Here is a 26,031-nt window from a genome sequence, read left to right on the forward strand (position 1 = left end):
AAGGATTGGTTCGCCATTGTATTGCGGCCGATTGCCCACGGGGGCGAAAAATGGCTGCAGGTACGATTCAGCGCCGCCCGCCCAGCATCGAACCGAGCACACCGCGCAGGATCTGCCGCCCGATTTCCCGGCCGACCGTTCCCGCCACGCTGCGCGCCGCGCTCTTGGCTGCGGCTTCGACCACGCCCTCGCGGCGTCCGCCGCGCGGTCCGGTGGTACCGCCAAGAATGCTGCCCAGGCTGCCGAACAGGCCGCCGCCTTCGGCCGCCGCCGGTTCAGGGGCGGCAGCAGGTTGCGGGCGGGGTGCGCTGCCCGGCCGGGCCGGTGCGCCGGGGGCGGCCGGTGCCGGAATGGCGCCCGGGCCGGTCTTCTTGGCGGCGGCCGGCTGGCCGCGCAGGATTTCGTAGGCCGATTGGCGATCGACCGTCTCGCCGTAGGTGGCGAGCAGCGGCGAGGCTTCGATGTTGCCGCGCCGTTCGGCTTCGGTCAGCGGGCCGAGGCGCGACGCCGGCGGGAAGATGAAGGCACGTTCGACGATGTTCGGCCGGCCTTTCTCGTCGAGGAAGGAGACCAGCGCCTCGCCGACGCCGAGTTCGGTGATGACTTCGGCGGCATTGAATTTCGGATTGGCGCGCATGGTCTGCGCGGCCGATTGCACCGCCTTCTGGTCGCGCGGCGTGAACGCGCGCAGCGCATGCTGGACGCGGTTGCCGAGCTGGCCGAGGATTTTTTCCGGGACATCGAGCGGGTTCTGGGTCACGAAAAACACGCCGACGCCCTTCGAGCGGATCAGCCGCACCACCTGCTCGACCTTGTCCACCAGCGCCGCCGGCGCGCCGTCGAACAGCAGGTGCGCCTCGTCGAAAAAGAACACCAGTTTGGGCTTGTCCAGGTCACCGGCTTCCGGCAACTGCTCGAACAGTTCGGCCAGCAGCCAGAGGAGGAAGGTCGAATACAGCGCCGGGGCGTGGATCAGCTTCTCGGCGGCGAGCACGTTGATGACGCCGCGGCCGTTGCTGTCGACCTGCATCAGGTCGTTGATGTCGAGCATCGGCTCGCCGAAGAAGACATCGCCGCCCTGCTCTTCCAGCGTCAGCAGGCCGCGCTGGATGGCGCCGATCGACGCCGTCGACACGTTGCCGTACTCGGTCTTGAACTGCGCCGCGTTGTCGCCCACGTACTGGACCATCGCCCGCAGATCCTTGAGGTCGAGCAGCAGCAGGCCCTGGTCGTCGGCGATCTTGAACACCATCTGCAGCACGCCGGCCTGGGTGTCGTTGAGGTTGAGCAGGCGCGCCAGCAGCAGCGGCCCCATGTCGGAAATGGTCGCCCGCACCGGAATGCCGTTCTCGCCGAACACATCCCAGAAGGCCACGGTGTTGGCGTAATTGGCATAGCCCTCCAGGCCCAGCTCGTCGATGCGCTTCTGCAGCTTCGGCGACACCGTACCGGCCGCGCCCATGCCCGACAGGTCGCCCTTCACGTCAGCCATGAACACCGGCACGCCGATGTAAGACAGGCGCTCGGCCAGCGTCTGCAGCGTCACCGTCTTGCCGGTCCCGGTCGCCCCGGTGATCAGGCCGTGGCGATTGGTCATCTGCGGCAGCAGCGCGGGAAAATCATCGGCAGACTTGGCCAGGTAGAGCGGTTCGGACATGGTACGGTGACTCCGGAAAGGATCAGATGCCGGCATTCTAGCGCTGCGGCGGCAGGCTGGTGTTAAGGAGGGTAAAGCGGGGCTGGACAATAGGCGGTGCGATATGTACATTAAAGCGTACATGTACGGAGGCTTGAAATGGATGCAATGACCTACACCACGCTACGCGCGAACCTCGCCAGCACCATGGATCGCGTTTGTGACGACCACGAAGCCCTGATCATCACCCGAAACGGCGACCAAGCCGTGGTGATGCTGTCGCTCGAAGACTACAAGGCGCTCGAAGAAACCGCGTACCTCCTGCGCACCCCGGCCAACGCCAAACGACTGCTCTCGGCTGCCGCGCAACTGAATGCCGACCAAGGCACGGAACGGGAACTCGCCGCGTGAAGCTGATCTTCGCCGACGAGGCATGGGAAGACTACCTCTACTGGCAGAAGCAAGACAGGCGCATGGTCGAGCGGATCAACAAACTGATCCGCGAAACACAGCGCGATCCCTTTGCCGGGGTGGGAAAACCGGAAGCGCTGAAACATGCACTGTCGGGGTTCTGGTCACGGCGGATAACCGATGAGCATCGGATGGTTTATCGGGTGGAAGGGGATGCGCTGTTGATTGCGCAGTTGCGGTTTCACTATTGAGGCGATAGAGGCTTGAGTTAAGCCGGTGTTGGCTTCTCTTGCCTCATGATGTACGAACCAAGCCACTCATTACTGCCGCAGCTAAGCCAACGATGACGAATGGGGCCAAAAGGCTAACGAACCAGAGGATTCTGGCTGCACCACCAACGCGCCAGTATGCGAATGATGTAGCAAAGGCACTACCGAGAAATAGGCCCAAAGCTCCGTCACCCTCTAACTCTCGAGCCGTGGAATGAAATAGAGCCGCAATTCCAATGGCTGCACCAACATAATTTGTCATTGCATTCAGTGCAACCGATCGGGCTTCCGCACTCGGTAATGCAAACTTAGCTACCCGCAGGTTGGCCCCCAGATAGATAGCCGTCAGTATGAGCAAGTGTGAAAGGCCGTCTGGAACATGAACGAACAACCGCTCCAACAACCATTGAAGCTGGCCGGCGATGTACGTCTGATAGAAGGAAACAGCGTCGCTAACAAAGCCTTTCCAGCGAAATGTAGTTTCCGACAAACTGGCGATTGAGCCAGAAGCTAGGAAAGCCGAGAGTGCCAAGTATGTCTTTATCTGCCAAGATGACTGCCGCCAGACTCTGGCAACCTCATGGAAATCGCCCTTCAACCCCATTCTTCGGTTCCCCTATGTTGCCGATTTGTGGCTACGAAAATCATTGGTTGAATATGAGAAAAGGGTTCTGGCGTGCCCTAAGGCACTGTGCCACATGTTTTAGTCGAACGAGAGCTGCTCTGGTTTCGAGCGGGATTGGCCCGCATTTCTCCGGGGATGGATGGCGCATAAATACGGCACTTTTCTAGGGTAGGCGGCGTATCTGCCTGATATTCCGGTCGTTTGCCGTATACGCTGCTCATCATCGCGCCTCGTCCCTTGTTGAGCCTGTTGCAAATCATTTGTCACAGGCACTCAGCATAACGAGCGGGCGATTTCATGTCGAGTGGATGTTGCTGGTGCTGCGTTCAGCCCCAGCCTGCCGGCAGTGTCGGTGGCATCAGGCGCGGTGCGCAGCCATCGCCGACTGGCCCGAAGCGCGGGTTGCCGTTTTCCCACTGTCGCTGTGCTTCGGCGATGCTGGCGCGGTCGCCGGCGACGAAGTTCCACCACATCTGGAGCGGTGCCGTGAATGGTTCGCCGCCGAGCAGCAGGACTTTGCTGCCGGCGGGCAGCTTGAGTTGCAGGTGGTTACGGCCGGGTTCGAGGTAGAGGAATTCGTCGCTGCCCAGGGTTTCGCTGGCGGCGATGATGTGGCCGAGCAGGGGGAGCAGGCCGTATTCGAATTCGGTTTGCAGCGGCAGGTCGAGCGTCGCCTCAGCGGTGGCGGCGATGTCCAGGCCGAGCAGCGGGGTGTGGATGCGGGTGGGCGCGCGGTTGTTCTGGTAGTGGCCGGCGAGCAGCGTGAACTGGGCGCCGTCGGTGGTCCAGGTTGGCAGGTCGGGGTAGTGGGCGAAGTCGGGCGGGCAGTCGCGTTGCTCGGGCGGCAGGGCGATCCACAGTTGGGCGGCGTGCAGGTGCTGGCCGGGTTGCGGGGAGTCTTCGGTGTGCGCGATGCCGTGGCCGGCGGTCATCAGGTTGACCTGGCCGGGGCGGATCAGTTGTTCGTTGCCCAGGCTGTCGCGGTGCAGGATTTCACCAGTCACCGGCCAGGTGAAGGTCTGCAGGCCGATGTGCGGGTGGGCGCCGACGTGCAGGCCGGCGTCCGGGGCGAAGTCGATTGGGCCGATGTGGTCGAGGAAGCACCAGGCGCCGACCATGCGCCGGTGGCGGGTGGGCAGGGCACGGCGGATGCTCAGGCCGGCGCCGAGTTCGGTTTCGCGGGTGGCGATGCGCTGGATGGCGGACATGGTTTCCCTTTCTGGCGGATGCTGGCGTCAGCCTGCCACAGGTGGTGGCGAAAGGGGAATCGGCGATTGCCGGGGGCGCCGGCTTGTCTGCTTTGCGACAAGGCGGCGCGTTTCAGTCCGCCTTGTTGTGGGCGGCGCTCAGCACTTCGGAGACGTATTCGCCGCGCGCCGTCGAGTTGTTTTCCTGCTGGTTGGCGGCGCACCAGGCGGCGAAGGCGGCGGGGTCGATCTGGCATTCCAGGGCCATCACGCCGGAGCGCTGGAAATTGCGGCGGGCCGCCACGGCCATGGTTTTCCATTTGTCGAAGCTGTCTTCGAAGCATTCCGGATCGGTGGCTGTCGCCTTGACTGCGGCCCAGCTTTCCGGGGTGTACCAGGTGACGCCGATGACCAGTTGCTGGCTGCGCCGTTTGGCTTTCAGGCTTTGGTAGAGGGTGGGTTTTCGCATCGGGCTTGTCGTTTCGGGCGGGAAAAAAGGGTTTCGAAGCAACAAGCAGACCCGGAAGGCGGTAAATGCACGCCGGCCTGACGGGAAAACGCCGGACGGGTAAAATCTCGCCTTCTTCGTTATTCGCATTCAGGAAAAGAGCATGGCAGGTCATTCCAAGTGGGCCAACATCCAGCACCGTAAAGGTCGTCAGGACGAAAAGCGTGGTGCGGCTTTCTCCAAGATCGCCAAGGAAATCACCGTGGCGGCCAAGATGGGCGGGGGTGATCCCGGCTTCAATCCGCGTCTGCGCGTTGCGGTCGACAAGGCCAAGGGCGTGAACATGCCCAAGGACAAGATCGATACCGCCATCAAGAAGGGTACCGGCGAGCTCGAAGGCGTCGATTACGTCGAGGTCCGCTACGAGGGCTACGGCATCGGCGGCGCGGCGATCATGGTCGACTGCCTGACCGACAACAAGACCCGCACCGTGGCCGAAGTGCGCCATGCCTTCAACAAGTACGGCGGCAACATGGGCACCGACGGTTGCGTGGCCTTCCAGTTCAAGCACTGCGGCCAGATGCTGTTCGCCCCGGGCACCGACGAAGCGGCGCTGATGGATGCCGCCATCGAGGCCGGCGCCGAGGACGTGGCGACCAACGACGACGGTTCGATCGAGGTCATCACCGCGGCTGCCGACTACGTTGCCGTCAAGGACGCGCTCGAAGCCGCCGGGTTCACGCCGGAGTTCGGCGAAGTGACGATGAAGCCGGAAGGCGAGAATGTGTTCACGGGCGACGACGCGGTGAAGATGCAGAAGCTGCTCGACGCGCTCGAAGGCCTGGACGACGTCCAGGAAATCTACACCACGGCGGTCATCGAGGAGTGACCGCCAGCCGGCCACCGGAGCTGCCCGCGATCATCGACATCGAAGCCTCGGGTTTCGGTGCGGGCAGCTACCCGATCGAGGTCGGCTATTACCTGCCGGGCGGCGAGATGTATTGCTCGCTGATCCGGCCGGAACCCGGCTGGACCCATTGGGACAGCGGCGCCGAGAAGGTGCACGGCGTCAGCCGGGAGATCCTGCAGCAGCATGGCAAGCCGGCCGCCGAGGTGGCCGGGCACCTGAACCAGAAATTTCGCGGCCAGACGCTCTACAGCGACGCCTGGGGTGCCGACTACGCCTGGCTCGGCCGGCTCTACGACGCGGTCGATCTGGTGCCCAGCTTCCGCCTCAAGGATCTGCGCGAAATCCTCGGCGACTGCGAAATGACCAATTGGCACGCCACCCGCGCGGCCGTCGAACTGCGCCTGCAACTGCGCCGCCACCGCGCCAGCGGTGATGCGCGGACCCTGTTCGAAACCTTCGCTGAAACGCGCAAGCGCTGCCGGCCGGACTGGAACATCTGAGCCGCGATGCAGCGCGCCTACCCCCTGCTCTTCGTCTTCCTGTGGAGTACCGGTTTCATCGGTGCCAAGTTCGGCCTGCCCTACGCCGAACCGCTGTCCTTCCTGCTCACCCGCTACGGGCTGGTGATCGGCCTGATGCTGGCGATTGCGCTGATCATGCGCGCGCCGTGGCCGAAAGACCCGGCGCAGTGGCTGCACATCGGCGTTTCCGGCGTGCTCGTGCATGCCTTCTATCTCGGCGGCGTCTTCGTCGCCATCGCCCACGGCCTGCCAGCCGGGATCACCGCGCTGGTCGTCGGCATGCAGCCCTTGCTGACGGCGTGCAGCGCCGGCTGGCTGCTTGGTGAGAAAGTGAGCGCTCGCCAGTGGGGCGGGCTGGCGCTCGGTTTCGTCGGCGTCGGCTTGGTCGTTTCCGGCAAGTTCGGCGACGCCGCGCTCGGGCCGATGCTGTGGCCGGCCGTCGTCGCGCTGCTGGCGATCACCGCCGGTACGCTCTACCAGAAACGTTTCTGCGCCCGCTTCGACCTGCGTACCGGTTCGGTCATCCAGTTCGTGCCGACGGCCATCGTGACGGCCATCGCCGTTGCGCTGTTCGAGGATTACCGCATCGAGTGGACCGGCGAATTCCTGTTCGCGCTCGGCTGGCTGGTGCTTGTTCTGTCGCTCGGCGCGATCAGCCTGCTCAACCTGCTGATCCGCAGCGGCAGCGCGGTCAATGTCGCCAGCCTGTTCTACCTGACGCCGCCGACGACGGCGCTGATCGCCTGGGTGGTGTTCGGCGAGACGCTGGCGCCGGTCGCGGTGGTCGGCATGGCCGTCGCGGTGGCCGGTGTCTGGCTGGTGGCGAGGCCGGCGAAATGAGCGGCGTGCGCATCCTCGGCATCGACCCCGGCCTGCGCGTGACCGGCTTTGGCGTCATCGAGAAGCACGGCAACCAGCTGGTCTATGTCGCCAGCGGCTGCATCAAGTCGAACGACAAGCAGTCGTTGCCGGAGCGCATCGGCACCTTGTTCGCCGGCATCGGCGAGGTGATCGCGACCTACCGGCCGGATCAGTCGGCGATCGAGAAGGTGTTCGTGAACGTCAATCCGCAGTCCACGCTGCTGCTCGGCCAGGCGCGCGGGGCGGCGATGTCGGCGCTGGTGCATGGTGGCCTGCCGGTCGCCGAATACACCGCGCTGCAGGTCAAGCAGGCGGTGGTCGGGCACGGCAAGGCGGCCAAGGAGCAGGTGCAGGAGATGGTCGTCCGCCTGCTCAATCTGCCCGGTGCGCCGACGGCGGATGCCGCCGACGCGCTCGCCTGCGCGATTGCCCACGCGCACGGCGGACAGGGTTTGGGGGCGCTGGCGACGGCGGGGTATCGCGTTCGCGGCGGGCGGCTGATAGGATGAGAACCTGTTTGAACATACAGTATCGGATTGCCCCATGATCGGAAGACTCACCGGCCTCGTCGTCGAAAAGAACCCGCCGCAGATCGTGCTTGACGTAAACGGCGTCGGCTACGAGCTGGACGTGCCGATGAGCACTTTCTACAACCTGCCCTCGGTCGGCGAAAAGGTGACGCTGCTGACCCATTTCGCGGTCCGCGAGGACGGGCATTTCCTCTACGGTTTCCTCGGCGAGGCCGAGCGCTTCGCCTTCCGCCAGTTGCTCAAGGTCTCGGGGATCGGCGCCCGCACCGCGCTGTCGGTGCTGTCCGGGCTGTCGGTCAATGACCTGGCGGCGGCCGTGGCACAGCAGGAGCTGGGGCGCCTGATCAAGGTGCCCGGGATCGGCAAGAAGACCGCCGAGCGCCTGTTGCTTGAACTCAAGGGCAAGCTGGCCGATGCCACCGGGGTGGCGCTGAACATCGCCGTCGACGACGCCCGCGCCGACATTTCCAACGCGCTGCTGGCGCTCGGCTACAACGAGAAGGAAGCCGCCGCCGCAATGAAGCAGTTGCCGGCCGACGTCGGTACGTCCGACGGCATCCGCCAGGCACTCAAGCTGTTGTCCAAGGCCTGATGCTCAACGACTGCGATACCCGGCGACTGGCGCAGATTGCGCTGGTGGTGCTGCTGATTGTCGGCTGCATCGCCGTGCTGCTGCCGTTCGTCGGCGCGCTGCTGTTCGCGCTGATCATCTGGGTGTGCAGTTGGGAGAGTTACCGCGATCACCTGCTGCCGCGCCTGGGTGGGCGCGATTCGCTGGGCGCTTCGCTGATGGTCGTGCTGCTGATCGTCGTCCTGCTGGTGCCGACGATCTTCCTGGCCGGTGCGCTGGTCAGCGGTGCCGATCATGTGATCGAGCTGGTCCGGCCCTACTTCGAGGAAGGCCTGCCGGCCGAGCCGCCGGCCTGGTTTGCCAGCATTCCGCTGTTCGCCGACGAGATCATCGATTTCTGGCACGAGGTGGCGAGCAGCCGCGAGGCGCTCAACGCCCTGCTCGTCCAGGGCATCGCGCCGGCGCGTCAGTTCCTGCTGGCGGCCGGGGCGGTTGCTGCCAACGGCATGCTGCAACTGGCGCTGGTGCTGTTTGTGGTGTTCTTCCTCTACCGTGACGGCGAGGTCGTTGCCACGGCGCTGTACGGTGGTGCCCGCAAGCTCGGCGGCGAACTCGGCGAAGGCCTGGTCGACAAGGCGCGCGGCACGGTTTTCGGGGTCATGCTCGGCATCGTCGGCACGGCGGCGGCTCAAGGTTCGGTGGCGATGATCGGTTTCTTCATCGCCGGCGCGCCGGCGCCGGTTTTGCTCGGCTTTGCCACTTTCTTCCTGTCGATGATTCCGGTCGGCCCGCCGCTGGTCTGGGGCGGCGCGGCGCTGTGGCTGTACGGCGACGGCCAGACCGGCTGGGCCATTTTCATGGCGCTTTATGGCCTGCTCATCATCAGCAGCATCGACAACGTCGTCAAACCGCTGCTGATGGCGCGCGGCGCCGGGCTGTCGGTGCTCATCGTCGCCCTCGGCGTGTTCGGCGGCGTGCTGGTGTTCGGCTTCATCGGCATCTTCCTGGGGCCGGTGCTGCTGGCGCTCGGCCAACTGCTCCTGACGCGCTGGTTGCGCGAGGAATCTCCATCATGATCGAAACCGACAAGCTGGCGCCGCTGGAGCGCATCATTGCGCCGCAGAGCAAATCGGCGCAGGAAGAGGCGCTGGAACGGGCGCTGCGCCCGAAGCGGCTGGCCGATTACACCGGTCAGCAGAAAATCCGCGAGCAACTGGAAATCTTCATCCAGGCCGCCCGCAACCGCAGCGAATCGCTCGACCACGTGCTGCTGTTCGGCCCGCCTGGCCTGGGCAAGACGACGCTGGCGCACATCGTTGCCGCCGAAATGGGCGTCAACCTGCGCCAGACTTCCGGCCCGGTGCTCGAACGCGCCGGCGACTTGGCAGCGATCCTGACCAATCTTGAACCGCACGACGTGCTGTTCATCGACGAAATCCACCGCCTGTCACCCGTCGTCGAGGAAATCCTCTACCCGGCGCTGGAGGATTTCCAGATCGACATCATGATCGGCGAAGGCCCGGCGGCGCGTTCGGTCAAGCTCGACCTGCCGCCGTTCACGCTGGTCGGCGCGACCACCCGCGCCGGCATGCTGACCAATCCGCTACGCGACCGCTTCGGCATCGTCGCCCGCCTGGAGTTCTACAACGCCGAGGAATTGCAGAGCATCGTCACCCGTTCGGCGACGCTTTTGAACGCGCCGATCGATCCGGCCGGTGCGCTGGAAATCGCCAAACGTTCGCGCGGCACGCCGCGTATCGCCAACCGCCTGCTGCGCCGGGTGCGCGACTACGCCGAAGTGAAGGGCGACGGCAGCATCGGCCGCGATATCGCCGACCGGGCGCTGCACATGCTCGATGTCGATCCGGCCGGTCTCGACCTGATGGACCGCAAGCTGCTGCATGCGGTCATCGACAAGTTCGGTGGTGGTCCGGTCGGCGTGGACAATCTGGCGGCAGCCATCGGCGAAGCGCGCGACACGATCGAGGATGTGCTCGAACCCTACCTGATCCAGCAGGGCTACCTGCAGCGGACCTTGCGCGGGCGGATTGCCACGCCGGCCATCTACCGCCATCTCGGCCTCGCCGAACCGCCCGGCGCCGCGGCGCGCGACTTGCTCTCCGACGTCTGATCAGCCCAGCGGCGGGGCTGCCGAGACCTGATTGCGGCCGGCCCGTTTGGCGGCGTACAGCGCATCGTCGGCCCGGCTGATGGCGTGGTCGGCGGTTTCGTTGTCGTCGAGTTCGCTGGCGCCCAGGCTCAGGGTGATGCGGATGGTCGGTTCGCCTGGCGCCAGCTGGGCGCTGGCAATGGCGTGACGCAGCTTCTCGGCGACGACGAGCGCTTCGTTGAGCGGGCAGCCCGGCAGGACCATCAGGAACTCTTCCCCACCCCAGCGGACGGCGAAATCGGCCTCGCGCAGCGTTGCGCTGAGGCGTTGGGCGATGTTGCTCAACACCTCGTCGCCGATGCGGTGGCCGTGGCGGTCGTTGATGTCCTTGAAATGATCGATGTCGGCGAGCAGGAAGCTGATCGGACGCGGCGCCCGGCGATTGTTGGCGAGCAGCTTGTCGATCAGGATGCCGAAGGCGTGGCGGTTGAGCAGGCCGGTCAGCTTGTCGGTCGAGGCCATCTTCTCGATCCGCGACTGGTAGCTGCCCAGCGTCAGGTAGGCGAGGAAGGTGACGATCAGCGTCACCACCAGACTGATGATCAGATTGACGTAGAGGGTCTGGCGGATGCCGGCCAGCGCGACATCTTCGTTCTGCTCGACGAACAGGTACCACTTCAGCTCGGGCAGGTAATTGACGTTGAGGATGTGGTTGTCACCGGCGTCCTCGAACTGGTAGAAGCCGGTGCGTTCGTGCAGGATGCGGTCGAGTTGCTGGGCCAGCCCAGGGCGCTGGCGCAAGTCCGGCGCGGTTTCTCCGCCGTGGACGACGACCTTGCCGGTGGCATCGGTGAAATAGATGGTGCGCTGGAACCGCGCCTGGTAGTCGCGGATCAGCCGGCGTACCGAGTCTACCGTCAGGCCGATGCCGGTGGCGCCGATGTAGCGTTGGTCGAAATCGAACACCCGGTAATTGATGAAGATGGTCAGGGCGTCGCGGTTGGCCAGATCGGGGTCGACGTTGATCTCGTATTCGTCGCGCATGTCGCGCACCCGGAAATACCAGGCGTCGCGCGGCTCGTCCTCGCGCACCTGTTTGAGCACGCCTTCGCCGGTGTAGTAATTGCTGCTGTGGTCGGAAACGAAGAAGCTGCTGAAGGCGCCGTGGCGCTGCTTGATTTCGGCCAGGTAGCGCGACATCTCGCTGACTTCGTTCTCGCCGCGCAGGATCCAGTCGCGCAGGAAGGTATCGTGGGCCATGGTCGAGGAAATCAGTACCGGGCGGACCAGGTCTTTCTGGATTTCCGAGTAGATGTTGCTTGAGGTCAGCGGCAGGTCCTGGCCGATGATGGCGCTGCGGATCGCTTCCTTGGAGACGAAATAGCCGAACAGCGTGGTCGCGAAGAAACCGCCGCTGAGCAGCAGGCCGAGCAGCAGGATCAGGCTGCGGCGATCGAAGATGCGGATGGACCGTGACATGGCGGGATTATGCGTTAGCCCGGCGGCGAACGCCAGTTACCCAATTTGGCAAAAGGAAACAGGCCGTTACACATGCTTGTTGCGGCGCAAGGTAAAATCCCGGGATGACTGATCTCGCCCGTGCCAACGCCTTTTCCATTCCAGTCCGCGTCTATTACGAGGATACGGATGCCGGTGGCGTCGTTTACTACGCCAATTACCTGCGTTTCTTCGAGCGCTGCCGCACCGAATGGATGCGTCACGCCGGTTACGGCCAGGCGCAACTGGCTGCCGAAGCCGGCATCGGCTTCGTCGCCCGCAAGGCGGCTTGCGAATATCTGAAGCCGGCCCGTCTCGACGACGCGCTGAGCATCGGGCTCGAAGTCGAGAAACTGACCCGGGTGCGGGTGATCTTCCGCCAGTGGGCGCGTCGCGGTGACGATCTCCTGGTCACCGGCAACGTCGAGATTGCCTGCGTGAACCTGGCGACGATGAGCCCCGCACCGATTCCCGATTACCTCCATGCCAAGCTGGAAGCACTGAAATGAACGTCACCCAGGACATGTCCATCCTCCACCTCATTCTCGAGGCCAGCGCCGTCGTGCAACTGGTCATGGCGCTGCTCGCCGGCGTCTCGCTGATGTCGTGGTACTACATCGCGATGAAGTGGTTCGCGGTCAAGCAGTCGCAGCGCAAGACCGAGGAATTCGAGCGTGATTTCTGGTCCGGCGGCGATCTCAACAACCTCTACCAGAGCGCGATCAACGACCGTCACAACGCCGGTTCGATGGAACGCATCTTCGAATCCGGTTTCCGCGAATTCACCAAGCTGCGCGGCCAGAAGAACCTCGATTCCAAGGACATCGTCGACGGTTCGCGCCGCGCCATGCGCGCCACCTACCAGCGCGAGATGGATGCGCTGGAAGCCCACCTCGCCTTCCTCGCCTCGGTCGGTTCGGTGTCGCCTTACATCGGTCTGTTCGGTACCGTCTGGGGCATCATGCATGCCTTCCGGGCGCTCGGTAACGTCGGCCAGGCGACGCTCGCCTCGGTTGCCCCAGGTATCGCCGAAGCCCTGGTCGCCACCGCCATCGGCCTGTTTGCGGCGATTCCGGCAGTGCTCGCCTACAACCGCTTCTCGCACGACATCGACCGCATTGCCGTGCGCTACGAGTCGTTCATGGAGGAGTTCTCGAACATCCTCCAGCGCCAGATGAGGTAAGGCCATGCGCCAGCGCCGCCTGAAAAACGAGATCAACGTCGTTCCCTACATCGACGTGATGCTGGTGCTGCTCGTCATCTTCATGGTGGCGACGCCGATGATGAGTACCGGAGAGGTCAAATTGCCATCAAGCGGTACAGCGCCGCAGAAGCCAGACAAATTTTTGCGGGTGGAGGTTGCCAAGGATGGCGGGTTATCCCTGTTTGATGTCGAGAACAAGGAGCAGAAACTTGATGGCTTGCCCTCGTTGAGTGGTGCGCTGGCTGGCCAACGTCAACGAAATCCTGATATCGCTGTGCTGGTCTCAGCCGATGAGGAAGTACCCTATCGTAGCGTGATGCAGGCGCTCGAAGAGGTCAGGAAGCAGGGGTTCTCGTCGGTTGGCCTGGAAACCTCGGTGAAATGATCCGATGATCCCCGACCGCCCAACCGAACCCGGCAAGAAGAAGGCCATGCTGTTCACGCTGGCCGTGCACCTGCTGTTGATCGGCGGCCTGTTCCTGGGCGTGCAGTGGAAGCGCAGCGAGCCCGAGGCGATGCAGGTCGAGTTGTGGTCGCCGACGCCGGTCAAGGCGACCCGGGTGGCGCCGCCGGTCGAGCCGCCGAAGCCGGTCGAAGCGCCGCCGAAACCGCCGGAGCCGGTACCCGTGCCGGTGAAGGTCGAGGCGCCGAAGAAACCGGATATCGTCGTCAAGGAAGAAAAAAAGGCGCCGGAGCCGAAGAAACCCGAACCGCCGAAGCCCGAGCCGAAAAAGCCGGAGCCGGTGAAGCCGGAACCGAAGCCGGCACCCAAGGTCGATCCGTTCAAGGAAATGCTTGAACGCGAAACCCGTGAGCGCCAGGCGGTGGCCGAACAGAACCTGCAGGCGGCGCTGGCCGAGAAGGAACAGCGGGCCGCCGCCAACCGGCGCGGGCTGGAGAGCTATGCGAGCAAGATCCGCATCGCCATCCGCAACAAGATCGTTCTGCCGCCAAGCATTCAGGGCAATCCCGAGGCCATTTTCGAGGTCAACCAATTGCCCGGTGGCGACGTTCTATCCATACGCATGAAACGCTCAAGCGGTGTGCCGGCGCTGGATGCGGCGATCGAGCGGGCGATCCGCAGCGCATCGCCCTTGCCGAAACCGGATGATCCGGCCTTGTTCCAGCGGGTCCTCGAAATCAAATACAAGCCGTTTGAAGAGTAAAATCGCGCCAATTTCACCGAAGATGAACGCCATGTCCAGAATTTCCCGCCGTATTTTCCTGCTCTGCGGCCTGCTGACCGCAGGTCTGGCCCAGGCGCAGCTGTCGATCGAGATCACCGGCGCCGGCGCCAGCCGCATTCCGGTGGCGATTGCCGATTTTGCCGGCGATCCGACGTTGTCGCGCATCGTGGTTGGGACCGTGCGCGCCGACCTGGAGCGCAGCGGCCTGTTCCGGCTGGTCGATCCGGCCGGTGCCGCGCTTGACGAGAACACGCCGGTCGATCTGCCCGCCTGGAAGGCGCGTGGCGCCGACGCGCTGGCGGCCGGCAGCATTACCCGTGCCGCCGACGGCCGCATCGAGGCGCGTTTCCGCCTGTACGACGCGCAGAAATCCGAAACCCTGGGCGGCGCGGCTTTCGTGACCCAGAGTGCCCAGTTGCGCATGGCCGGCCACCGCATTGCCGATTACATCTATGAGAAGCTGACCGGCGAACCGGGCGTTTTCTCGACCCGCATCGCCTACGTGGTCAAGTCGCGCGGCCAGTTCCTGCTGCAGATTGCCGATGCCGACGGCCAGGGCGCGGCGACGGCGCTGACCTCGACCGAGCCGATCATTTCGCCGGTGTGGTCGCCGGACGGTTCGCGCCTGGCCTATGTGTCTTTCGAGAAGAAGAAGCCGGTGATCTATGTGCATTCGCTGGCTTCTGGGCAGCGCCACATCGTCGCCAACTTCAAGGGGTCCAATTCGGCGCCGGCGTGGTCGCCGGACGGCCGCAAACTGGCCGTGGTCCTGTCCAAGGACGGCAATTCCCAACTCTACACGGTCAATGCCGACGGCAGCGGCCTGCAGCGCCTCGCCTCGTCGCCCGGCATCGATACCGAGCCGCGTTATTCCGCCGACGGTGCGCATATCTACTTCACTTCGGATCGGGGCGGCAGCCCGCAGATCTACCGCGTCGATGCCAGCGGCGGCGCCGCCCAGCGCGTGACCTTCGACGGCAGCTACAACGTGTCCCCGCGACCGTCGCCGGATGGTCGCAGCCTGGCTTTCATCACCCGCCGCGAAGGCCGTTTCCAGTTGGCAGTCATGGACCTGGGCAGTCGCCAGGTTCAGGTGCTGACTGATTCGCACCGCGATGAGTCGCCCAGTTTTGCACCCAACAGCCGAATGATCCTGTTTGCCACCGAAATTGGCGGACGCGGCGTGCTTTCAGCCGTGTCAGTTGACGGCCGGATCAAACAACGTCTATCCATTGCCGCGGGCGATGTTCGCGAACCGGCATGGGGCCCCTTCCTCAAGTAAATTCCCCTCGGAGAAAAAACCATCATGAAAAAAATCCTGTCCCTCAGCCTGTTCATCGCCGTGCTCGCCGGTTGCAGCACCACCCCGATGCCTGACGAAAATGCCGGTGCGCCGGTCGAAAGCCGCAGCGGTGGCGCCGACGTCAAGCCGGTGGTTGCTGGCGGTCTCGACGCCAGCGGTCTGCCGCGCGAGCTGACCGATCCGAAGAGCCAGCTGGCACAACGCAGCATCTTCTTCGACGTCGACAAGTACGAAATCAAGGGTGAATATCAGCCGCTGGTTTCTGCCCACGCCAAGTTCCTGGTCGCCAACCGCGGCTTCAAGGTCCTGATCCAGGGCAATACCGACGAAACCGGCTCGCGCGAATACAACCTGTCGCTCGGCCAGAAGCGTGCCGATGCAGTCAAGCGCGCGCTGATCCTGCTCGGTGCCCAGGAAGATCAGGTCGAATCGGTCAGCCTCGGCGAAGAAAAGCCGCGCAATCCGGGTCGTGACGAAGCGGCCTTTGCCGAAAACCGTCGCGCCGACGTCCTCTACCGCGCTGCTGACGGCCGCGGCGAGTTCTGAGCATGCGTCGCCTGCCGCTGGTTTTCCTGATCGCCTGCCTGGGCAGCGGCTCTGCCTGGGCATTCTTCGACGACAAGGAAGCGCGTCGCCAGATCGCGGATCAGAAGATCCAGACCGACGCGCGCTTCGATCAGCAGGCGCGCGCCCAGCTCGAACTGTCGGCATTGATCCAGCGCCAGGCGGAAGAGATTGCACGTTTGCGCGGTCAGATCGAGACGTTGAACTGGGAGCTGGAGCAGGCGAAAAAGCGCCAGCAGGACTTCTACCTCGATCTCGACAGCCGGCTCCGGCGGTTTGAGCCGCAAGTCGCCGAACAGCCTGCGGCGGCTGCCGATCCAGCAGCCGGCCCGGCAGCGGCGATTGGCGGCACCGCCAATCCGGCCCAGGAGACGGCGGCCTACGATGCCGCGCTCGAATTGTTCAAGGCGACCAAGTACAAGGAAGCTGCGGCGGCCTTTGCCGGTTTCGTCGAGAAATACCCGAACGGTTCGCTGGCCGCCAATGCCCAGTACTGGCTGGGCAATGCCTGGTATGCCCAGCGCAACTGCACCAAGGCGATCGAAGCCCAGAGCCAGGTGGTCAGCCGTTATCCGGCCAGCGACAAGGTGCCGGACGCCATGTTGTCGATTGCCACCTGCCAGCAGGAACTGGGGAATCGCAACGGGGCCAACCGGACCATGGAAGGCCTGATCGAGAAGTACCCCAGCTCGCCGGCTGCCGACAAGGCCCGCGAACGCCTCAAGAAGAAGTAGCAATTGGACCTTCGCATCACCGAAATTTTTCACTCGCTGCAGGGTGAAGCATCGCGCGTCGGCTTGCCGACGGTTTTCGTCCGTCTGACCGGCTGCCCCTTACGCTGTACCTGGTGCGATACCACCTACAGTTTCACCGGCGGCGAGATGCGCACGCAGGCCGAGGTGCTGGCCGAAGTCGCCAGGTATCCGGTCCGTCAGGTGTGCGTCACCGGCGGTGAGCCGCTGGCCCAGAAAGCCTGCCTGCCGCTGCTGACGGCGCTGTGCGACGCCGGTTACGACGTCTCGCTGGAAACCTCGGGGGCGTTCGACATCGCCCCGGTCGATCCGCGCGTTGCCTGCATCATGGACCTGAAGGCGCCGGATTCCGGCGAGTCGGGCAAGAACCTGTGGGCCAATCTGGCGCATCTCAAGCCCAAGGACGAGATCAAGATTGTCATCGCCTCGCGCGAGGACTACGAATGGGCGCGCGAGGTACTCCAGGCGCATCAGCTGGACAGCCGTTGTGCGGTGCTGTTTTCGCCAGCCCAGGGCAGTATCGAACCGGCCGCGCTGGCCGGCTGGATACTCGAAGACGGCCTGCCGGTGCGCTTTCAGTTGCAGTTGCACAAGCTGCTTTGGGGTAACATGCAAGGTAAATGAGTCCGAGGAGACGACCATGAGCGAAAATCGCCGGCAATTCACCCGCATCAGCTTCCAGAGCCCGGGCCGACTGTTCCTTGCCGATGGCGAGCACCCGGTCGAAATTCTCGATATTTCGCTCAAGGGCGCATTGATCCGCCCGCTTCAGCCGATGTTTACCAAGGTCGGCAGCAACGGCGTGCTCCATCTGACGCTGGATAACGGTGGTACGGACATTCGTACCGGCATCACCGTGGTTCACCACCAGGGCGACAGCTATGGGCTGGCCAACCACGAAATCGATCTCGACAGCGCTACCCATCTGCGCCGCCTGGTCGAACTGAATCTCGGCGACGAAAGCCTGCTCGAACGCGAAATCAGCCTGCTGTCCGGCAGCTGAAGTGCGACAGTGTTGAAATTGGCATATGCCTTCGGGCATACTGCCGATAGCCATGCGCAAGACATGGTACTGGCGTAACGATAGCTGGCATGAGGGAGTGTCATGTCAAATCACTTGAATCCGGCGGCCGGCCACCGGGGCGTTGATGACGACGGTTGGAATCAGGAATTCGTGCTTGATCATGTTGGCGCAGCGGTACTGCTGACCGACGCGCAGCAGTGCATCCGTCGGGTTAACGCGGCCTTTTGCCGGTTGACGGGTTATCGCCCGGAAGAGATTCTCGGCAAGACGCCAAGAATTCTTGCTTCTGGTCGGCAAGGCCCGGGTTTCTATACCCTGATGTGGGATGCCCTGCGCGAGCAAGATACCTGGGAGGGCGAGATCTGGAATCGCCGGAAGTCCGGCGAAATCTACCCGGAATGGTTGATCATCAATGTGCTGCGCGATGACGCCAGCGAGATCAGCGGCTATGTGGCGACCTTTGCCGATATCAGCAAGCTCAAGCATGCCGAGTCGGAGGTTCAGCACCTGGCCTTCTACGATCCCCTGACTGCACTTCCCAATCGCCGTCTGCTGCTTGATCGCCTGGAACAGGCCAGGATGTCGGGCAAGCGCAAGGCCGAGCACGGGGCCTTGCTGATCATCGACATCGATAATTTCAAGATTCTCAACGACACACTTGGGCACGATATCGGCGACCATCTGCTGATCGAGGTCGCCTGCCGTTTGAAGCAGTGCATCCGTGATTGCGACACGGCGGCGCGCCAAGGGGGCGACGAGTTTGCAGTATTGATCGGTGCACTGGATCCTCATCCTCAGATGGCTGCGATCAGTGCCGAGGGCATCGCCGAGAAATTGCGTCTGGAACTGGCGCGCCCGGTGATCCTCGCGCAGGGCCAAGAGTACTACTGTACTGCCAGCATCGGCGTCACGCTCTTTCACGGGCAGGACAAGACCGTGGATACCTTGCTCAAGCAGGCGGATATTGCGCTGTACAAGGCCAAGGAGGCCGGGCGAAATGCAATCCGCTTCTTCGACCAGGCAATGCAGACCACGCTCGATCGACGGGCGCGACTGGAAGCGGGGTTGCGCCATGCCCTGGTGCGCGATGAGTTTGTCCTGCATGCCCAGCCGCTGGTCGACCGGGACAGCGGCCTGGTCGGTGCCGAACTGCTGCTGCGCTGGCTGCCGGACGGGCTGCAACTGGTGCCGCCCGACGATTTCATTCCCCTGGCCGAGGAGAGTGGCCTGATCGTTCCGATCGGCTTGTGGGTGCTCGACCAGGCGTGCGCCACCCTGCGTCGCTGGGACGACGATCCACGATTGCGCGAACTGTACCTGGCGGTCAATGTCAGCGCACGCCAGTTCCGTCAGCCGGATTTCGTCGACCAGGTTTGCGCCGCGCTGGCCCGGCACGGAGCCGATCCCCGCCGGCTCAAGCTGGAGCTGACGGAAAGCCTGCTGCTCGACAAGGTGGACGAAGTCGTGTTCAAGATGCGGGCGCTGCGCCTGCTCGGCGTGCGCTTTTCACTGGATGATTTCGGGACTGGTTACGCTTCGCTGTCCTACCTGAAGAAATTTCCGTTCGACCAGCTCAAGGTTGATCGCTCCTTCGTCCGCGACATCATGAGCGATCCCGATGATGCGGCGATCATCCGGGCGATCATCGCCATGGGGCGTTCGCTGCGCCTGAGCGTGGTCGCCGAGGGGGTCGAGACCGAGGGACAGTACGCTTACCTGATCGAGCACGGCTGTACTCTGTTCCAGGGGTACATGTTCGGCCGCCCGCAAGCTCTGTCGCAGTTCGAGGCGATGCTCGACGGATGTTCAGATGCCCAGATAGCGATGCCAGATGCCGTGATCGGCATCGAGTTCGGCTGAACTGCCACGCCACACGACCTGGCCGCGTTCGATCACGGTATGCCGGTCGGCCAGGGCGATCAGTTTTTCCACGTATTTGTCGACCACCAGCACGCTCTGCCCGGCCGCCCGTAAAGCTGACAGGCAGGCCCAGATTTCGTCGCGGATCAGCGGCGCCAGGCCTTCGGTCGCTTCGTCGAGCACCAGCAGGCGCGGATTGGTGACCAGCGCCCGGCCGATCGCCAGCATCTGCTGTTCGCCGCCGGAGAGCTGGTTGCCGAGATTGCGCCGGCGTTCGGCCAGGCGCGGAAACAGCGCGTAGACGCGGGCCGGCGTCCACGGCTCGGCGACCTGGCGGCGGTTGGCGAAGAAGGCGACCAGATGTTCGTCGACCGTCAGGTTGGGGAAGCACTGCCGCCCTTCCGGCACCAGCGCAATGCCGGCACGGCCGATGCGGTCGGGACGCCAGCCGGTGATGTCCTCGCCCATGAAGCGGATGCTGCCGGCACGCACCGGCTCCAGCCCGCACAGCGCGCGCAGCGTGGTGGTCTTGCCCATGCCGTTGCGGCCGAGCAGGGTGGCGGCTTCGCCCTCGGCCATCGCCAGATCGATGCCGAACAGCACCTGGCTGGCGCCGTAGGCGACTTCCAGGCCGCGGATTTCGAGCAGGCTGCTCACAGGTGGTCTCCCAGGTAGGCGCGGCGCACTTCGGCATCCTGGCGAACCTCGTCGGGCAGGCCGGTGCAGATCAGGCGACCGTTGACCAGCACCGAAATGCGGTCGGCCAGGCGGAACACCGCGTCCATGTCGTGCTCGACCAGCAGGATGGTGACGTGGCGGGCCAGGTGTTCGATCAGCTCGACCATGCGCGCCGATTCCTCCGGGCCGGTGCCGGCCATCGGCTCGTCGAGCAGCAGCAATTGCGGTTGCGTGGCCAGCGCCATCGCCAGTTCCAGTGCCCGCTGTTCGCCGTGCGACAGGTGGCCGGCCAGTTGCCCCGCCTTTTCGCCCAGTCCGACCTGTTCGAGGAAAGCGCTTGCCTCGTCGAACAGGCGCCGTTCGGCGGCTACCGGGCGCCAGAAGCCAAAGCTGCTGCCAGCATCGGGGCGGCCCTGGACGGCCAGCGCGACGTTGTCGAGCGCGGTCTGGCCGGCGAAGACATTGGTGATCTGGTAGGAGCGCGCCATGCCGGCGCGTACCCGCTCGTGCATCGACAGGCGCGTCACGTCGCGGCCGGCGAAGTGGATGTTGCCGCTGTCCGGGCGTAGCGCACCCGAGACATGGTGGATGAAGGTGGTCTTGCCGGCGCCGTTGGGGCCGATCAGCGCGTGCACTTCGCCGGGCGTCACCGAAAAATTGACGTCCTGCAGCGCATCGACGGCGGCGAAACGGCGCGATAGTGCGCGGACTTCGAGCAGTGCGTCAGCCATGGTGTTTCCCGAACAGCGCGGCGACACCTCGCGGGGCGAAGAGGACGATGCCGATCAGCAACAGGCCGAGCGCGATGTGCCAGTGCTCGAACCAGGCGAGCAGGAATTCTTCGAGCAGGAGCAGGACGACGGCGCCGACCAGGCCGCCCCACAGATAGCCGACGCCGCCGATGATGACCATCACCAGCAGGGTGCCCGATTGCGTCCATTGCAGCAGGTTGGGGCTGGCCATCCCGGTCAGGTTGGCGAGCAGGGCGCCGGCCAGTCCGGCGACGGCGCCGCCGAGCGCGAAGCAGACCAGGCGGTAGCGGAATACCGGGTAGCCGAGTGCCTCCATGCGCGTCTCGTTTTCCCGGATGGCCTGCACGGTGCGCCCGAAGCGGGCCTGGGCGAGGCGGGCGAAAAGCAGCATGCACAGCGCGAGCACGCCGAGCGCCAGGTAATACAAGGCCTCGTCGCCGAGCAGGCTGAGGCCGGCGAACTTCATGCGCTCATAGATCGGCATGCCGTCGTCGCCGCCCCAGGCGCGGGCGGAGATGAACAGGTAATAGGTCATCTGGGCGAAGGCCAGCGTGATCATGATGAAATAGACGCCGCGCGTACGCAGGCTGATGGCGCCGACCAGCAGCGCGAACAGGCCGGCGACGAGTGCTGCCAGCGGCAGCACCAGCAGGCCTTCGTGGATTCCGGCGTCGTAGCAGATCGCCGCGACATAGGCGCCGACGCCGAAGAAAGCGGCATGACCGAGCGAAACCATGCCGCCGAAGCCGAGTACCAGATTGAGGCTGCTCGCCGCCAGCGCGAAGATCAGCACGCGCGTGGCGAAGCCGGTGTAATAGCTCTGGTCGAGCGCGGTCAGCAGTTCTGGCAGGGCGATCAACATTGCCAGGCTGACGATGACGGCAGCGTTCTGCCAGCGGGCGGGTCGGTAGAACGCCATCACGCCCTCGCCGGGAACAGGCCTTGCGGCTTGAAGAAGAGAATCGCCGCCATCAGCAGGTAGATGAGGATGGACGCCAGCGCCGGGCCGAGCGTGGCGGCGGCGTCTGCCGGCAGCGTGGCGCGCAGCAGGGTCGGCAGCAGCGCCCGGCCGAGCGTATCGACCGTGCCGACGATCAGCGCGCCGACCAGGGCGCCGCGGATCGAGCCGATGCCGCCGATGATGATGACGACGAAGGCCAGGATCAGCACGCTTTCACCCATCCCGACCTGAACCGCCAGCAAGGGCCCAAGCAGGCCGCCGGCCAGCGCGCACAAGGCGGCACCGAAGACGAAGACGGCGGTGAACAGCCCGCGCACGTTGATGCCCAGCGCTTCGGTCATCTCACGATTGGCGGCGCCGGCGCGCACCCACATGCCGATCCGGCTTTTCGCCACAAGCAGGTAGAGCAATGCGGCGACGACCAGACCGACGCCGATGATCACCAAGCGGTAGGCCGGGTAGAAGAAGCCGGCAATCTCGACCGGGCCGGACAGGGCGGCCGGCGGGTTGAGCAGCAGCGGTGCCGGCCCCCAGATCAGGCGCACGCTTTCGTTGGCGATCAGGATCAGGGCGAAGGTCGCCAGCACCTGCGACAGGTGGTCGCGCCGGTACAGCTGGCGGAACAGCGACAGTTCGAGCAGCAGGCCGAGCACGGCGGTGCCGGCGATGCCGGCGCCGAGGCCGAGCCAGAACGAATCGGCAGCCTGCGCGGCGGCGGCGACGAAATAGGCGCCGACCATGTACAGCGAACCGTGGGCCAGGTTGATGCAGTCCATGATGCCGAAGACGAGCGTCAACCCGGCGGCCAGCAGGAACAGCATGAGGCCGAACTGCAGGCCGTTGAGGGCCTGCTCGAGAACCAGCTGGGTCACTTCATCTTGCACTGAGCCGCGTAGGCGTCAGCATGATTGGTGAAGATGGTGCCCATGGTCTTGTTGGTGACGCGGCCCTGGGCGTCCTTGCCGATGGCGCGCAGGTAGTAGTTCTGCACCGGGTAGTGGTTGCTGTTGAACTTGAATTCGCCGCGTACCGACTTGAAGCGCTTGGCTTCGAGTGCCTTTTGCAGCGCCTTCTTGTCGGCGACGTTGCCCTTCACGTCACGCACCGCAGCGTCCATCATCAGCGCCGCGTCGTAGCCTTGCGAGGCGTACAGCGAGGGCAGGCGGCCGTAGGTCTTCTGGAAGTCGGCGACGAAACGCTTGTTCTCGGCGTTGTCCATGTCGTGCGCCCAGTGCGACGAGTTGAACATGCCCATCATCGGCTCGCCGACGGCCTTGATCACGTCCTCGTCGGCCGAGAAGCCGGGGGCGAACAACTGGGTGTCGCGCGACAGGCCGGCGGCGACGAACTGCTTGACGAAGTTGATACCCATGCCGCCCGGCAGGAAGAAGAACAGCGCATCCGGCTTGGCGGCGCGGATCTGCGCCAGTTCGGCGGCGTAGTCGAGTTGGCCGAGCTTGGTGTACATCTCCTCGGTCTTGCCCTTGTAGAAGCGCTTGAAGCCCGACACCGCGTCCTTGCCACCGGGGTAGTTGGGGGTGACGATCATCACGTTCTTGAAACCCTTGTCCTGCACCACCTTGCCGACGGCTTCGTGCAGGTTGTCGTTCTGCCAGGCGACGTTGAAGAAGAAGGGGTTGCACTGTTCGCCGGCGTATTGCGACGGGCCGGCGTTGGCCGAGATGTAGAAGGTCTGGTTCTGGAACACTGCCGGGCCGACGGCCAGCATGATGTTGGAGAAGACGATGCCGGTCATGAAATCGACCTTGTCGCGCTTGAGGAAGCGGTCGGTTGCCTGCTTGGCGACGTCCGGATTCTGCTGGTCATCGGCGATCAGGACTTCGGCCGGGAGTCCGCCGAGTTTGCCGCCCAGGTGCTGCATGCCGAGGTTGAAGCCGTCGCGGATGTCGACGCCGAGGCCGGCGCCGGGGCCGGACAGGGTGGAGACGAAGCCGACCTTGATCGGGCCGGCAGCGTGAACGGAACCGGCGAGCATCAAGGCAGCGGCGAGGGCAGTCAGGCGGATCGACATCTTGTTCTCCGTGAATATGGGGTCAAGCGGCAAATTGTAGCGCAGGAACAAGCAGATACCGTCGCGGAGATGGGGCAAATTCGGGTATATTCGCGCCCCATGAATGAAAAAGCCGTGGTTCTTCTCTCCGGCGGGCTCGATTCCGCGACCTGCCTGGCCATTGCCCGCAATCGGGGGTTCGATTGCTATTGCCTGTCCTTCGATTACGGTCAGCGGCACAGCGCCGAACTCCAGGCTGCCGACCGCGTCGTCAAGGCGCTGGGGGCGGTCGAACATCGGGTGATCAACTTCGGTCTGGCGCAGTTCGGCGGTTCGGCGCTCACCGATACCTCGATTGCCGTGCCGGTCGACGGCGTGCAGGCCGGCATCCCGGTTACCTATGTGCCGGCGCGCAACACCATCATGCTGTCGCTGGCCCTGGCCTGGGCGGAAGTGCTCGGCAGCCGCGACATCTTCGTCGGCGTCAATGCCGTCGATTACTCCGGCTACCCGGATTGCCGCCCGGAATACATCACCGCCTTCGAAACCATGGCCAACCTCGCCACCAAGGCCGGGGTCGAGGGGCAGAAACTGCACATCCACGCACCGCTGATCGACCTGTCCAAGGCCGAAATCATCCGCACCGGCCATGCACTCGGCGTCGATTACGGCCTGACCGTTTCCTGTTATCAGGCCGATGAACTTGGGCGCGCTTGCGCTGTCTGTGACTCCTGCCGTTTGCGCGCCGAGGGTTTCGCCGCCGCCGGCATCCCCGATCCCACGCCTTACCGGACCTGACATGGAAGCTGACGTCTCCCCCAACCTCGTGCTCTGGCTGACCTTCGCGCTGGCCTTCGTCTTTGGCGCCATCGGCCAGAAGACCCATTTCTGCACCATGGGTGCGGTGTCCGACATCCTCAACATGGGCGACTGGAGCCGCATGCGCATGTGGCTGCTGGCCATGGGCGTCGCCATCCTCGGCGCTGGCGCACTGCACGGTGCCGGGCTGATCGACCTCGACAAGTCGATCTACCGGACCACCAGCCTGACTTGGCTGTCCTACATCCTCGGCGGTTTCAGCTTTGGCGTCGGCATGGTGCTGGCTTCCGGCTGCGGCTCGAAGACGCTGATCCGCATCGGCGCCGGCAACCTCAAGTCGCTGGTCGTCTTCCTCGTCCTCGGCCTGTTCGCCTACATGACCATGCGCGGTGTCTTCGGCGTCTTCCGGGTCAGTTCTCTCGATCCGGTCGCCATTGCCATGCCGGAAGGGCAGGACATTCCCTCGCTGCTCGCCGGATTCGGCATCGACGAGGCAACGGCATCGACCCTGGCCGTCATCGCCATCGGCGGTGGCCTGACCGCCTTCTGCCTGCTGCGCCGTGACTTCTGGACCCTGGACAATCTGCTCGGCGGCATCGGTACCGGCCTGCTGGTCGTGCTGGCCTGGTATGTGAGCGGTCACCTCGGTTACCTCGCCGAACATCCGGATACGCTGGAAGAAGCTTTCCTCAGAACGAACAGCGGGCGCATGGAATCGCTGACCTTCGTCGCGCCGGTTGCCTACACGCTGGAGTTGTTCATGCTCTGGTCGGACAGCAGCCGTGTCGTCACTGTTGCCATTGCCGCCGTGTTCGGTGTCATCGCCGGTTCGGCAGCCTGGTCGCTGGCGACCCGTTCGTTCCGCTGGGAAGGTTTTGCCAATGTCGAAGACACGGCGACCCACCTGATCGGCGCTGCGCTGATGGGTTTCGGCGGCGTGCTCGCCTTCGGCTGTACGGTCGGTCAGGGCATTACCGGCATCTCGACGCTGGCGCTTGGTTCCTTCATCACCCTGGCGGCCATCCTGGTCGGCTCGGTCGTGGCCATGAAGGTCCAGTACTGGCGGATGATGCGCGAGGCCTAACCGCCCTCACCGGCCTTCAGCCTGGCAATCACCAGCGGGAAGGCGCCGGAACCGATCAGCGCCACTGCCGAGACAATGAAGGCCAGCCCGGCCATCGGATCGTCGAGTACCGGGTGGATCAGTGCGCCGAAGCCAAACAGGCTGACCAGTCCGGGAATGGCACAGAGGATGCCGAGGGCGGTAAGAATCAGGAAGGAAAGCGGATAGCGGTGCATGGCGGGAGTGTAGACGAACGGCCGGTTCGGCGCGAAGATAG

32 protein-coding genes are annotated in these 26,031 nt (G+C 64.3%); 21 read left to right on the forward strand and 11 right to left on the reverse strand.

Annotation, left to right across the window (positions count from 1 at the left end):
* Positions 1 to 67 precede the first annotated feature (67 nt).
* On the reverse strand, positions 68 to 1,657 hold the full coding sequence (locus AADV58_RS02230) for a helicase HerA-like domain-containing protein (protein WP_281981856.1): 1,590 nt from the start codon (positions 1,655 to 1,657) through the stop codon (positions 68 to 70).
* A 138-nt stretch (positions 1,658 to 1,795) separates the two neighbouring features.
* Here AADV58_RS02230 and AADV58_RS02235 point away from each other — a divergent pair, with 138 nt between their 5' ends.
* Both AADV58_RS02235 and AADV58_RS02240 read left to right on the forward strand, forming a co-directional pair.
* Positions 1,796 to 2,047 carry a type II toxin-antitoxin system Phd/YefM family antitoxin gene (locus AADV58_RS02235; protein ID WP_281981858.1) on the forward strand — a complete coding sequence of 84 codons (252 nt, stop codon included), beginning with the start codon at positions 1,796 to 1,798 and terminating at the stop codon, positions 2,045 to 2,047.
* Positions 2,044 to 2,298 (forward strand): Txe/YoeB family addiction module toxin, encoded by a 255-nt coding sequence (locus AADV58_RS02240; RefSeq protein WP_076096054.1) that lies wholly within the window; start codon positions 2,044 to 2,046, stop codon positions 2,296 to 2,298. Before AADV58_RS02235 ends, AADV58_RS02240 begins: the two co-directional genes overlap by 4 nt.
* Before the next feature lie 43 nt (positions 2,299 to 2,341).
* On the opposite strand, the gene AADV58_RS02245 is transcribed toward AADV58_RS02240, so the two are convergent.
* The 3 genes from AADV58_RS02245 to AADV58_RS02255 all read right to left on the reverse strand — a co-directional run bounded on the left by AADV58_RS02245 (position 2,342) and on the right by AADV58_RS02255 (position 4,597).
* Complete coding sequence (locus tag AADV58_RS02245) at positions 2,342 to 2,914, reverse strand: hypothetical protein (RefSeq protein ID WP_281981862.1); 573 nt, start codon at positions 2,912 to 2,914, stop codon at positions 2,342 to 2,344.
* Positions 2,915 to 3,267: 353 nt separating this feature from the next.
* Complete coding sequence (locus AADV58_RS02250) at positions 3,268 to 4,149, reverse strand: pirin family protein (RefSeq protein WP_341743959.1); 882 nt, start codon at positions 4,147 to 4,149, stop codon at positions 3,268 to 3,270.
* 112 nt (positions 4,150 to 4,261) lie between these two features.
* On the reverse strand, positions 4,262 to 4,597 hold the full coding sequence (locus AADV58_RS02255) for a hypothetical protein (RefSeq protein ID WP_341743960.1): 336 nt from the start codon (positions 4,595 to 4,597) through the stop codon (positions 4,262 to 4,264).
* 142 nt (positions 4,598 to 4,739) lie between these two features.
* Here AADV58_RS02255 and AADV58_RS02260 point away from each other — a divergent pair, with 142 nt between their 5' ends.
* Genes AADV58_RS02260 through ruvB form a run of 7 tightly spaced genes read left to right on the forward strand, consistent with a single transcriptional unit; the run spans position 4,740 to position 10,100 of the window.
* On the forward strand, positions 4,740 to 5,465 hold the full coding sequence (locus AADV58_RS02260) for a YebC/PmpR family DNA-binding transcriptional regulator (protein WP_028993777.1): 726 nt from the start codon (positions 4,740 to 4,742) through the stop codon (positions 5,463 to 5,465).
* Complete coding sequence (locus tag AADV58_RS02265) at positions 5,462 to 5,986, forward strand: hypothetical protein (RefSeq protein WP_028993776.1); 525 nt, start codon at positions 5,462 to 5,464, stop codon at positions 5,984 to 5,986. Before AADV58_RS02260 ends, AADV58_RS02265 begins: the two co-directional genes overlap by 4 nt.
* 6 nt (positions 5,987 to 5,992) lie before the next feature.
* Positions 5,993 to 6,847, forward strand: a complete 855-nt coding sequence (locus AADV58_RS02270) for a DMT family transporter (protein WP_341743961.1) — start codon at positions 5,993 to 5,995, stop codon at positions 6,845 to 6,847.
* Positions 6,844 to 7,377, forward strand: a complete 534-nt coding sequence (gene ruvC / locus AADV58_RS02275; RefSeq protein WP_341743962.1) for a crossover junction endodeoxyribonuclease RuvC — start codon at positions 6,844 to 6,846, stop codon at positions 7,375 to 7,377. Before AADV58_RS02270 ends, ruvC begins: the two co-directional genes overlap by 4 nt.
* Before the next feature lie 34 nt (positions 7,378 to 7,411).
* Positions 7,412 to 7,990 (forward strand): Holliday junction branch migration protein RuvA, encoded by a 579-nt coding sequence (gene ruvA, locus AADV58_RS02280; protein ID WP_341743963.1) that lies wholly within the window; start codon positions 7,412 to 7,414, stop codon positions 7,988 to 7,990.
* Entirely contained in the window at positions 7,990 to 9,045 is a 1,056-nt protein-coding gene (locus AADV58_RS02285; protein WP_341743964.1) for an AI-2E family transporter, read from the forward strand. Before ruvA ends, AADV58_RS02285 begins: the two co-directional genes overlap by 1 nt.
* Complete coding sequence (gene ruvB, locus AADV58_RS02290; protein WP_028993771.1) at positions 9,042 to 10,100, forward strand: Holliday junction branch migration DNA helicase RuvB; 1,059 nt, start codon at positions 9,042 to 9,044, stop codon at positions 10,098 to 10,100. The genes AADV58_RS02285 and ruvB overlap by 4 nt, the downstream gene beginning before the upstream one ends.
* Here ruvB and AADV58_RS02295 read toward each other — a convergent pair whose 3' ends face one another.
* Positions 10,101 to 11,558: a diguanylate cyclase gene (locus tag AADV58_RS02295; protein ID WP_341743965.1), complete on the reverse strand. Its 1,458-nt coding sequence runs from the start codon at positions 11,556 to 11,558 to the stop codon at positions 10,101 to 10,103.
* 104 nt (positions 11,559 to 11,662) lie between these two features.
* On the opposite strand from AADV58_RS02295, the gene ybgC reads away from it, so the two are divergent.
* The 10 genes from ybgC to AADV58_RS02345 all read left to right on the forward strand — a co-directional run bounded on the left by ybgC (position 11,663) and on the right by AADV58_RS02345 (position 19,470).
* Positions 11,663 to 12,085, forward strand: coding sequence for a tol-pal system-associated acyl-CoA thioesterase (gene ybgC / locus AADV58_RS02300; protein ID WP_341743966.1), 423 nt, complete (start codon positions 11,663 to 11,665; stop codon positions 12,083 to 12,085).
* A 14-nt stretch (positions 12,086 to 12,099) separates the two neighbouring features.
* Positions 12,100 to 12,759 (forward strand): protein TolQ, encoded by a 660-nt coding sequence (gene tolQ / locus AADV58_RS02305; protein ID WP_424243838.1) that lies wholly within the window; start codon positions 12,100 to 12,102, stop codon positions 12,757 to 12,759.
* Positions 12,760 to 12,763: 4 nt separating this feature from the next.
* Positions 12,764 to 13,165 carry an ExbD/TolR family protein gene (locus AADV58_RS02310; protein WP_028993767.1) on the forward strand — a complete coding sequence of 134 codons (402 nt, stop codon included), beginning with the start codon at positions 12,764 to 12,766 and terminating at the stop codon, positions 13,163 to 13,165.
* 4 nt (positions 13,166 to 13,169) lie between these two features.
* Positions 13,170 to 13,946, forward strand: coding sequence for a TonB family protein (locus AADV58_RS02315; protein WP_341743967.1), 777 nt, complete (start codon positions 13,170 to 13,172; stop codon positions 13,944 to 13,946).
* Positions 13,947 to 13,977: 31 nt separating this feature from the next.
* Positions 13,978 to 15,249, forward strand: coding sequence for a Tol-Pal system beta propeller repeat protein TolB (tolB, locus tag AADV58_RS02320; protein WP_341743968.1), 1,272 nt, complete (start codon positions 13,978 to 13,980; stop codon positions 15,247 to 15,249).
* Positions 15,250 to 15,273: 24 nt separating this feature from the next.
* On the forward strand, positions 15,274 to 15,816 hold the full coding sequence (pal, locus tag AADV58_RS02325; protein ID WP_341743969.1) for a peptidoglycan-associated lipoprotein Pal: 543 nt from the start codon (positions 15,274 to 15,276) through the stop codon (positions 15,814 to 15,816).
* A gap of 2 nt (positions 15,817 to 15,818) precedes the next feature.
* Positions 15,819 to 16,568: a tol-pal system protein YbgF gene (gene ybgF, locus AADV58_RS02330; RefSeq protein WP_341743970.1), complete on the forward strand. Its 750-nt coding sequence runs from the start codon at positions 15,819 to 15,821 to the stop codon at positions 16,566 to 16,568.
* 3 nt (positions 16,569 to 16,571) lie between these two features.
* The gene (gene queE, locus AADV58_RS02335) at positions 16,572 to 17,210 is read left to right on the forward strand and encodes a 7-carboxy-7-deazaguanine synthase QueE (RefSeq protein ID WP_281982312.1); all 639 of its coding nucleotides are present in this window, start codon (positions 16,572 to 16,574) and stop codon (positions 17,208 to 17,210) included.
* A 16-nt stretch (positions 17,211 to 17,226) separates the two neighbouring features.
* On the forward strand, positions 17,227 to 17,589 hold the full coding sequence (locus tag AADV58_RS02340) for a PilZ domain-containing protein (RefSeq protein WP_341743971.1): 363 nt from the start codon (positions 17,227 to 17,229) through the stop codon (positions 17,587 to 17,589).
* 102 nt (positions 17,590 to 17,691) lie between these two features.
* Positions 17,692 to 19,470 (forward strand): putative bifunctional diguanylate cyclase/phosphodiesterase, encoded by a 1,779-nt coding sequence (locus AADV58_RS02345; protein WP_341743972.1) that lies wholly within the window; start codon positions 17,692 to 17,694, stop codon positions 19,468 to 19,470.
* Here AADV58_RS02345 and AADV58_RS02350 read toward each other — a convergent pair.
* From AADV58_RS02350 to AADV58_RS02370, 5 genes are read right to left on the reverse strand one after another with little or no spacing between them, the layout of a single operon-like run.
* Positions 19,417 to 20,127, reverse strand: coding sequence for an ABC transporter ATP-binding protein (locus tag AADV58_RS02350; protein ID WP_281982308.1), 711 nt, complete (start codon positions 20,125 to 20,127; stop codon positions 19,417 to 19,419). The two genes, AADV58_RS02345 and AADV58_RS02350, sit on opposite strands and share 54 nt — an antisense overlap.
* Positions 20,124 to 20,879, reverse strand: a complete 756-nt coding sequence (locus tag AADV58_RS02355; protein WP_341743973.1) for an ABC transporter ATP-binding protein — start codon at positions 20,877 to 20,879, stop codon at positions 20,124 to 20,126. The genes AADV58_RS02350 and AADV58_RS02355 overlap by 4 nt, the downstream gene beginning before the upstream one ends.
* Positions 20,872 to 21,819: a branched-chain amino acid ABC transporter permease gene (locus AADV58_RS02360; RefSeq protein ID WP_341743974.1), complete on the reverse strand. Its 948-nt coding sequence runs from the start codon at positions 21,817 to 21,819 to the stop codon at positions 20,872 to 20,874. The genes AADV58_RS02355 and AADV58_RS02360 overlap by 8 nt, the downstream gene beginning before the upstream one ends.
* Positions 21,819 to 22,682 (reverse strand): branched-chain amino acid ABC transporter permease, encoded by an 864-nt coding sequence (locus AADV58_RS02365; protein WP_424243839.1) that lies wholly within the window; start codon positions 22,680 to 22,682, stop codon positions 21,819 to 21,821. The genes AADV58_RS02360 and AADV58_RS02365 overlap by 1 nt, the downstream gene beginning before the upstream one ends.
* 47 nt (positions 22,683 to 22,729) lie before the next feature.
* Positions 22,730 to 23,893, reverse strand: a complete 1,164-nt coding sequence (locus AADV58_RS02370; protein WP_341743976.1) for an ABC transporter substrate-binding protein — start codon at positions 23,891 to 23,893, stop codon at positions 22,730 to 22,732.
* 99 nt (positions 23,894 to 23,992) lie between these two features.
* Between AADV58_RS02370 and queC the strand changes: the two genes are divergently transcribed.
* Together queC and AADV58_RS02380 are read left to right on the forward strand one after the other, a co-directional pair.
* Positions 23,993 to 24,670: a 7-cyano-7-deazaguanine synthase QueC gene (gene queC, locus AADV58_RS02375; protein WP_341743977.1), complete on the forward strand. Its 678-nt coding sequence runs from the start codon at positions 23,993 to 23,995 to the stop codon at positions 24,668 to 24,670.
* A gap of 1 nt (position 24,671) precedes the next feature.
* A complete protein-coding gene (locus AADV58_RS02380) occupies positions 24,672 to 25,775 on the forward strand; it encodes a YeeE/YedE family protein (RefSeq protein WP_341743978.1) in 1,104 nt (367 codons plus the stop codon).
* On the opposite strand, the gene AADV58_RS02385 is transcribed toward AADV58_RS02380, so the two are convergent.
* Positions 25,772 to 25,990 (reverse strand): hypothetical protein, encoded by a 219-nt coding sequence (locus tag AADV58_RS02385; protein ID WP_341743979.1) that lies wholly within the window; start codon positions 25,988 to 25,990, stop codon positions 25,772 to 25,774. The genes AADV58_RS02380 and AADV58_RS02385 overlap by 4 nt on opposite strands.
* Positions 25,991 to 26,031: the final 41 nt, after the last annotated feature.

The sequence above is a fragment of the Azonexus hydrophilus genome, assembly GCF_038368255.1.
Classification (GTDB): Bacteria; Pseudomonadota; Gammaproteobacteria; order Burkholderiales; family Rhodocyclaceae; genus Azonexus; species Azonexus hydrophilus.